The sequence below is a fragment of the Campylobacter sp. RM5063 genome, assembly GCF_024723655.1.
In the GTDB taxonomy this organism is placed as follows: Bacteria; Campylobacterota; Campylobacteria; order Campylobacterales; family Campylobacteraceae; genus Campylobacter_D; species Campylobacter_D lari_D.
Genome location: NZ_JANQDA010000033.1, coordinates 1 through 5,632 on the forward strand (window position 1 = coordinate 1; position 5,632 = coordinate 5,632).

The window sequence follows — 5,632 nt, forward strand, 5'->3', positions numbered from 1 at the left end:
AATGTTTTGTATAATCATTCTAAGGCTGATTAACCAAAGGGTTCCCAGCCTTTGATTAATCAAATCTTGCCTTAGAAATGAGGTGAGTTAATTTGACTTTTCAAAATCTAATCTTTATTATTATACTTATTTGTATAATAATAGTCAAGGCTTATTAGCTTTGATTCCCTCTTTAATTAGAGGGAAAGATTAGAAACCCTTTGGCTTTTTTATTCTAACAAGGAAAAACAATGAAAAAACTCTTATCTATTCTATTGCTCTCATCTTTATCTTTATTAGCTAGTGATAATTTTAATGAAAGCAAAAAAGAATTAGTTAAGCTATATGAGAGCTTAGGTAGTGCTTATCAATATGATTTTTATTGTAATGTTCCATTTAAAGCAAATAAAAAAGGAAAATACACTAAGTTTGAAGTAGTTAAAAGTGATTTATACACTCCACGCAATGAATATACTAAAAAAGGTAAAATTAATCAAAGATCAAAACGCATAGAATGGGAGCATATTATGAGCGCCCAAAACTTTGGAAAACATTTACCTTGCTGGAGAGAAGGTGGCAGAAAAGCTTGTCAAAATGATCCACTTTTTGCAAAAATGGAAGCTGATAAACAAAACCTAGTTCCTGCTATAGGTGAAGTTAATGGCGATAGAAGTAATTTTAGATATGCTGAGGCTCCTTTGAATTTAGAATATACTCAATATGGAAATTGCAAAGTATATACAGACTTTAAAGCAAAAAGATTTTATCCTGCTAATTATTCTAAAGGCTGGATTGCAAGAAGTTATTTATACATGAGTAAAACATATAATATTAGATTATCAGATCAAGAAAGAAAACTTATGGAATCTTGGGATAAACAATATCCTATGAGTGAAAAAGAAAGGATTATAAGAGAAAAGTCTAGTAAGTAATAAATTTGTTTAATCACAAAGCAAAGTAAAAATAATTATAATTTTACTTTGCTTTATAAAAACAAAATCATTCAACTACTGCAATATCTAATTTTTTATTCACACAATCATTTAAAAAAATATTGATTAAAATTTGATAAGGTACACCTTTTTTCTTAGCCATTTCTTTAAAATAATCAATAACATTGCCACTTAAATTGATAGTTACTTGTCTTTTTAATTCTTTATCTACATATGGATTTCTAATTGCATTTTTAAAATCTATTTCTTTTTTCATTTTTGATCCTTGTATTGTTTTTTTTCTTTTGCAGTTGCTTTTCGTGCTGAAATAATGCGTATTGTGTCGCCTTCTCTATAGCAATGAACCACAAGCAAAATTCTTTCTTTATTACTAACTCCTAAAAGGTAAAATCTTTCTTCATCATCTGAATGATCTTCATCAAACACAACCAAGCCATACTCATCTGCAAATACTGATTTTGCCTCATTAAAATCAACATTATGCTTAGCGATATTTAATCGCTCTTTTACTTCATCCCATTCATAATTCATATTTTACCTTATAATTATAATATAATTATAAGGTAATTATATTAAATATAATCAAAACATAACTTAAAAACTCACAAAAAAATAATAAAAATCTTAAACTGTATAAAAATGAAAAAGTTTAAAGAAGCTTTTATGTAAGAAATTTTCCTTTTAAATATAATTTGGTAATTTTATTTAAAAAGGAGATACTATGAATGAGATTATAGCTTTCGTGATTGTTTCAATCACCCTCATCTTAGTTGTTAAAAACTAAGATGAGAGCTAATTTCTAATTTCTTAAAAAACATTTTAGAAAAACCCTGCTTAGTTTATCCTTAAAACATAAGCCTTCATATTATTAGCAGGGTTGAGGACTTGTTATAAAGATATCTGTTTTTATATAATATTATTTGCTAAGTTTGAACAATATTATTTTATCTTAAAGCTCTAAAAGCTACATCAGCTAAAAATTTACTTCTATTGTTGCTTACTTGATCTATTGCTTCTACTAGACTTTTTGGTAATGTGATATTAATTCTAACTTTTGATTCTTCATTAAGTGGTTCTTTAATATAATCTCCCTTTTCGAGCATTAAAGAAATAGCAGATTTGAAGGCTTCTTTTGCATCTTCTAAAGCTTGTATTTGTGTATCACCATCTCCCATGATATATGGAAAATCTTTGTATCGAGCAAAATATCCTCCCCCATCTTCATCACTTAATTTTTTAATGATGATTTCATAAGGTAAATTCAAGTAGTATTCTAAATTTTTCATTCTTTACTCTCTTCGATTGCTTTTAATACCATTTTTACATATATTGCCTTTATAGGTCGTTTAAATGGTATAGTAATTAAATCACACCCTTGTTTTCTAAATTGATAGTGTGATCCTCCTTTATTAAAACATTCATAACCGAAATCCTCTAATAGCTTTTTAAGAATTTCAAAGCGAATATTTTTAGGATTGTTTTTTAATTCTTTTATTAACTTATCTTTATTGCTCATTAAAAACCTTATAGTGTGTATTATACACACTAAAACTTAAAAATTAATTTACTGGTTTAGCAAGATTAATTCTTGTTATAAAAACAAATCCTCTCTTGCTCCATGCAATTTGTACATTTCAATATTTCTTATAGTTTTAGGCGTAAAAACAACTTGCACATACATATTAACTCTTGTATCTGTAAGTTTCATTTTTGCATAATTATTTTCTATGGCATGAGCTGTTGCTATCATCTTTTTATCAAAATAAGAAATGATGTTATATCCTAATAATAAATCTCTTAGCTCATCTTCTTTTATATCACAAACTTTAGCAACTTGCGTAAAAAGAAAATTGCCTCCTCTTTGAAATACATTTCTTAATCTTTCATTTTCAAGTTTTAATCTTTCTACTTCCATTCTTAGATATTCGCTTTTATCTAAGTATTTTAAAGCTAACAATAAAGACTCTTTATGTGAAATGATATTAGAAGCTATTAGATTATTATCATGATTGTAATCACTATCTTTGCTTTTATAATAACCATATTTTCTAATACTTGGTAAAACTTCTTTATTTACCCACATTCTAAAAGGCTTAGCTTTAGGACTTCTTGAATTATTCATCACATAATAAAGTTGTGCCTCATCTATCATGGTAAATTCTTTTACTCCAAAACCAGTATCAAAGCTATGTAGATTTAATCTAGGTAGCTCAAATTCCCTTAATATAGCATTTTTAACATCTGTCGTATTTTGTATTTCTAAAATCTTACAAATATCACTTAAGCAAAACATTGTTTCGTTATCTTCATTTGTTATAATTCTAACTTGCTTATCATTGAAGTTTAAAGATAGGCTATTTTCGCCCTCATGATTCCTTTCTTTGTTAAACTCCAAATTGTTTTGATTATTAAATGAGGGCTTAATTTCTTCATTATTTTTATGTATGTAGTTATGGAGTAGGTTAGGTATTATATTTTTATCTATATATGATAAAAATTCTAAACCTTCTTTGGTTTTAAATTTTCTAATAAGCTTTCTAAGAGAGTAATATTCTACATATACTTCTTCACAATCATATAGGTAAAATTCTTTAAATGTTTTAAATTGAGCTTTTTCTAATTCATCTTGTTGAAAGCTTTGTAGATAATATATTAATTCATAATTATCATTATCTAATGACAAGATTTTCTTAACGCAAGCAAAAGAAAAGAATATTTTATTATAAATAACTACAATATCTAAGTTGTATTCTTTGTAAGAAAAACCATTACATTCAGGATATTTAGTATTAGGATTTATAATAGAATTACCATTTATAAAATCATCAAATTTATGCTCATTATTTTTTACTAAAGTAGTGTCTATAAACTCATCATCTTGCTTTTTGCTAATACATTCTTTTGCGCTTATTGTGTGTTGCTTTTCTTTAACTATATCTATTTTAAATGCTTTTTTTGTATCTACCTTTGGCAATTCCTTGACTGTTTTTACTTCTTGTGTTTGCATATCTTTTAAGTGTAAAGGCAAAACTTCATTAATCCATTGCTGAACATGGGTAGTATTGATAGGTTTTTTCTGTCTATCATTTATCATCTTTAAAAGATACATACACTGATCTAAGCTAAAGAATTTTACGGGAATTCTATTTTTTAATTTAGATGAGCTAACATTGTATTGTTTGTAGCACTTTTCACCAAATTTTTGCTCCAAAAGATAAGTATAATAGCTATTAGAATTAATCTTTAATATGCCACAAAGTATATCTTTAAAACTAAGCCAAACTTCTTTTTCATCATAAACTATTCTTACTGTTTTATCATCAAAATTTAAAAACTTAAAAATCATTTTTCATTCCTTTATTTAGCATGAGACTAAAAGATCATCTGTAAAAATTAAAGCAGAAGAATAGTCTTTATTGTTATTTAGTCTTAATTTTAGACACTCATTAGCCTCATAACCTAAATTATAAATTATTTTTATAGTTTTTATAAGCGCATAGTTTTGATTAAAATCATTATGTATGTTATTAGTAATATCTAAAAAGTCTTGATTGATATATTCAAACAAATATTCCTCATCTGGGTCAATGGATATTTTATTGATTGTGATATTTTTATTAGCAATAATAAAAAAAGCAATATCTAGCAATATATCTATGCGCTTGTTTTCATTATTTGCATTGTTGAAGTCTTTAAATAGTTGAAATAGGGCTGTTGTTGAGTTTGATTTTGCTGTTTTTGAAGTGTTTTTTAGGGCAGGTGTTAAATCAAAAAATACCGACCCCCACAGGGTGCATAAATCTTTCATGGTTTTCTTTTTTTTAAAACTGATGTTTTAGGATTTTTACATAAAAATGAATAGTTTATATAAAAATATATTTTTTGAGTATTATTTGATATTATTGTCGCCAAAGGGTTTCTGTATCTTAAAAAAAGGGGAAATCAAAGCTAATAAGCCTTGACTATTATTATACATAATAGTATAATAATTACTAGAATATGATTATTCAAGGTTCTCACCTTCTTTCTAAGGCAAGATTTGATTAATCAAAGGCTGGGAACCCTTTGGTTAATCAGCCTTAGAATGATTATACTGTAAAACACTTTACGACTAATTTTAGTTTTAATCCTTAAAAATTAAATAATTAAACGAATTAAGCTCATTTATAATTATTTTTTCAACATCTTTCCTTAAATCAACAAATAAAGCATTTACATCGATCTCATCTAAGTTGTTTTCTACCCACTCTATGGTATTTATTTTGTCTTTTTCACTTAAAATTAAAGAGTATAATTTGATATTTTTTAAAGAAATTTTAAATTTCTTTAACCCGAAATCCACGCCCTCTTTCGGTTATTGTGTTCTAAATGTATTAAGCTTAGACTAAGCGCGGATATATATAATATGCTCTAAGGATTTAGATGAGATAATTAACGAGCTTAATTATCTCTTTTATTAATTCTAAAATAAGAATTATAAAATCAATTATCTTGCCCATTAATAACCCCCTTTCTAAAAACCGAAAGAGTAGCCATACTTAATACAAATTTATTATATCAAATTTCTTTTCAATGAAAGGTACTCTTAGTTTGCTTTCATTTTAACTTTTTAAAAGAAGATAACTTTTTATTCTAAAATTGTTTTACCAAATTTTTAAATGATTTAATAAGGATTTTCTATAATATCTGTTATTTTATTA

The 5,632-nt window shown here is 26.0% G+C and carries 8 protein-coding genes; 1 reads left to right on the forward strand and 7 read right to left on the reverse strand.

Features of this window, described 5'->3' with window-relative positions; genetic code table 11:
- The first annotated feature begins 230 nt into the window (after positions 1-230).
- Entirely contained in the window at positions 231-911 is a 681-nt protein-coding gene (locus CAMP5063_RS08010) for an endonuclease (protein WP_337195140.1), read from the forward strand.
- A 67-nt stretch (positions 912-978) separates the two neighbouring features.
- Here CAMP5063_RS08010 and CAMP5063_RS08015 read toward each other — a convergent pair whose 3' ends face one another.
- From CAMP5063_RS08015 to CAMP5063_RS08045, 7 genes are all read right to left on the reverse strand, one after another.
- Positions 979-1,188, reverse strand: coding sequence for an antitoxin (locus CAMP5063_RS08015; protein ID WP_139452091.1), 210 nt, complete (start codon positions 1,186-1,188; stop codon positions 979-981).
- Positions 1,185-1,463 (reverse strand): BrnT family toxin, encoded by a 279-nt coding sequence (locus tag CAMP5063_RS08020; protein WP_147574770.1) that lies wholly within the window; start codon positions 1,461-1,463, stop codon positions 1,185-1,187. The genes CAMP5063_RS08015 and CAMP5063_RS08020 overlap by 4 nt, the downstream gene beginning before the upstream one ends.
- Positions 1,464-1,876: 413 nt before the next feature.
- Positions 1,877-2,218 carry a type II toxin-antitoxin system HicB family antitoxin gene (locus tag CAMP5063_RS08025; RefSeq protein WP_263658178.1) on the reverse strand — a complete coding sequence of 114 codons (342 nt, stop codon included), beginning with the start codon at positions 2,216-2,218 and terminating at the stop codon, positions 1,877-1,879.
- The gene (locus tag CAMP5063_RS08030) at positions 2,215-2,448 is read right to left on the reverse strand and encodes a type II toxin-antitoxin system HicA family toxin (protein ID WP_039667043.1); all 234 of its coding nucleotides are present in this window, start codon (positions 2,446-2,448) and stop codon (positions 2,215-2,217) included. The genes CAMP5063_RS08025 and CAMP5063_RS08030 overlap by 4 nt, the downstream gene beginning before the upstream one ends.
- Positions 2,449-2,523: 75 nt before the next feature.
- Positions 2,524-4,278 carry a BRO-N domain-containing protein gene (locus tag CAMP5063_RS08035; RefSeq protein WP_337195141.1) on the reverse strand — a complete coding sequence of 585 codons (1,755 nt, stop codon included), beginning with the start codon at positions 4,276-4,278 and terminating at the stop codon, positions 2,524-2,526.
- Between the two features lie 15 nt (positions 4,279-4,293).
- A complete protein-coding gene (locus CAMP5063_RS08040) occupies positions 4,294-4,740 on the reverse strand; it encodes a hypothetical protein (protein ID WP_337195142.1) in 447 nt (148 codons plus the stop codon).
- A gap of 315 nt (positions 4,741-5,055) precedes the next feature.
- The gene (locus CAMP5063_RS08045; RefSeq protein ID WP_263737807.1) at positions 5,056-5,274 is read right to left on the reverse strand and encodes a hypothetical protein; all 219 of its coding nucleotides are present in this window, start codon (positions 5,272-5,274) and stop codon (positions 5,056-5,058) included.
- Positions 5,275-5,632: the final 358 nt, after the last annotated feature.